The organism is Methanoculleus sp. DTU007 (genome assembly GCF_001512385.1).
In the GTDB taxonomy this organism is placed as follows: Archaea; Halobacteriota; Methanomicrobia; order Methanomicrobiales; family Methanoculleaceae; genus Methanoculleus; species Methanoculleus thermophilus.
Map to the genome: position 1 here is coordinate 1 of NZ_LFRO01000080.1, position 2,297 is coordinate 2,297.

The 2,297-nt window shown below is 55.9% G+C and carries 1 protein-coding gene; it reads right to left on the minus strand.

Annotated elements, in window-relative coordinates; all coding sequences use genetic code 11:
• Nucleotides 1-2,273: MEMAR_RS02690 family S-layer glycoprotein (locus ACI94_RS08825; protein ID WP_286681324.1), on the minus strand; the 2,273-nt coding region annotated here is incomplete at its 3' end.
• Nucleotides 2,274-2,297 lie beyond the last annotated feature (24 nt).

The window sequence follows — 2,297 nt, forward strand, 5'->3', positions numbered from 1 at the left end:
GTCTCAGTGCCCGTCGGGGTGGTGGTCTCAGTGCCCGTCGGCGTCGGCGCGGGGCCCTCAACGATGTTGAAGGTCGTGCTTGTGGACGTCTGAGTCTCGATGGACTCGACCGTGACGGTGTACTGGTCGGGCCTGAAGGTGGTTCCGTCGACCTCGAAGGACCAGGTGTTCGCGGTCTCGCCCTGCTGGATGATCACGGTGCCAGCGTCGCTCGAGAAGCCAGAGGTCTCACCGGCCGCACCGGGCTGGAACGCAGCGGAGGCCACTTCGACGATCAGCTCACCGCCAGCCGCGAGGTTGGTGGTACCGGTGATCGTGAACGTGCTTCCTGCGGACTGGTCACCGATCGGGTCGATCCGGATCCAGGCATCCTCGAGGAAGAAGGTCAGCTTCGTGTACTTGTCGTCGGAATACGGCGAGTTAAGGGCGTTGATAACCGCGTTTGCTGCAGCGGAAGCCGTCAGCTGCGTGAGGTCAACACTACCTGCAGATCCTGCTGCGGGTAAGCCGGGCCCGGTCAGGTACTTCTGGTACTTCTCGTCGATGCCAACTGCGTAGCCACCGCTCATCGGGTGCTGGACGATGACAAAGTACTGGCCGGAAGAGAGCAACTCGGTGTTGTCGAGTTCGTACTCGAACGTACCGTCATCCTCAACACTGACGGTCTCGACTTTTACGGCCCTGCTGTTTGTAGCATTGCCGTAGAAGTTCTTGCCGAAGATCCAGATCTGGACATCATTTGTGCTGCCCTGTGCAGTTCCGGTGATCTTGATGTCATCACCGCTGGCAACAGTAGCGCCGCCGCTCACGGTCGCGGTGACAAATCCGGGCCGGAGCTGGATGGTGGCCGTGGCATACTTGGCGCCGGAAAGGTTATTCCTGCCCAGGGGCTTCGAAACTGCGTAGATTGTGTAACCACCGGCTTCAAGAGCGCCGAGGTTGCCAGTTTCCCAGTCATAGGACCAGGTGTCGTCCCCCTCAACATCCACTGCGAGAGGCAGCGCATTGTTCAGGCGCTCAAGGGTCGCAGGGTTGACACCCTCACTGCCGAGGTTCGGACCGGTCATGAAGAGGTAGACAGTATCGCCTTCAGTGCAGGTGCCGGAGAGTGTGATCTCCTCGCCCATGTAATAGGTGCCGGTTCCTGATGCGGTGATGGTGACGTCACCTTCTTCAACCCGTACCTTGACCTCGTCGTAGTCGCGATCTGTGGCCTTGAGCTCCTCGACGCGGATGGTATACTGCCGGTCGTCGGTGTTTGTGTCGGTGTCGAACTGGATGGACCGGGTGCCGCCAGCGGTAGTCTCAATGACCATGTCTATGGCGTTGTAGGCACCCTGAAGCCCCTTCTGCCCCTCTACAATCCTGGGGTACTTGGAAGGCGCAAGGTCGCCCGTGGGCTTGATATACAGTCTGTACTTCTCGAGCGACTCTCCAGTGATCGTCACAGTGAAACTGTTCCCACGGACGACGCTGTCCTTGTCAGACTCGATGGCGAGCGTCTTGCTGAGAACCTCGAAGGTCACAGTGTTGGAATCAAAGCCCTTGCCGTAGAAGTCAGCACTGCTAGGCCACTTTGCCTGGACAGTGTAGGTTCCTGCATCAGCATCACTAAGACCCTCGACACCACTAAGGTTGATGCTCACCAGTTTCTCACCTGAGATATCATAAGGTACATAGATCTTAGTGCTCTCATTGATGTTGAGATTCTTCAGTTCAGCGTTCCTGAACTTGTTCACCACACCGCCACCAGGCAGGGTGACGTCGATGTTGATCGTGGGCGCGTCAGTGTCCTCTACATCAAAGCCATACAGGTTAGTATCCAACCTGAAGAACAACTTGTTATTCCGGGTGACAGTTTTTCCGTCCACGGAATCCTTCATCAGGTCAAATTTAGTACCTTCTCCTTCATCATAAAGCCGAACATCAAGATCCACTCTGGGGATCTGAATCTCGACAGTACCTACAGCCTCCGCTTTTTCCGTACCATCAGTGAACACGTGGTAGGCACCAGTCGTCGTGCCAACGTCGGACTTCTTCAGTTCGAAGTTCGAACCATTTATATAAATGGTCTTATCAGCAGTCTGGTCAGTGAAGTGGACCAACTTCGTAATATCGTTAGCACTACCTGCATTGAAGCCGTTGGCTCCGCCGACGGCAAAATTCAGGTTCTCTTCACCCACATAGATGATTGTGCCATTCGTATCAATCGTCCTCGCCGCCGCTGCCGGTGCTACCACCAGTGCAGCCGCGAGAAGCATGGCGACAACCATCAATTTTGTAATACTCTTCATACT